The sequence below is a fragment of the Bradyrhizobium sp. Kon10 genome (assembly GCF_055807395.1).
Genome location: NZ_JBVVOZ010000412.1, coordinates 1 through 235, shown reverse-complemented (window position 1 = coordinate 235; position 235 = coordinate 1). Strand labels below are relative to the sequence as shown.

The following is a 235-nucleotide window of genomic DNA, read 5'->3' as shown; positions in this document are numbered from 1 at the left end:
GATGGGCCCGTCAGGGTCCATCGAAGTGTGTGCAACGGTTGAACAGGGGCACTTTGAACTGAGCGTGAAGAACGCGGGACAGATCAATGAGCCAGCCCTGCCCCGGTTGTTCCAACCCTATGCGCGTCCCACCACCGCGAGCCCCCAGGCCGGCCTTGGTCTGGGACTGTACATCGTCAAGCTGATCGCCGACGCCCATGGCGGCGAACTGAAGGTTTGCAGTACGCCGTTGCAC

At 62.1% G+C, this 235-nt stretch carries 1 protein-coding gene; it reads left to right on the top strand.

Annotated features, from left to right (window positions below; genetic code table 11):
* On the top strand, positions 1–235 hold a 235-nt coding region (locus AC0L2O_RS37560), incomplete at both ends, for a sensor histidine kinase (RefSeq protein ID WP_473373291.1).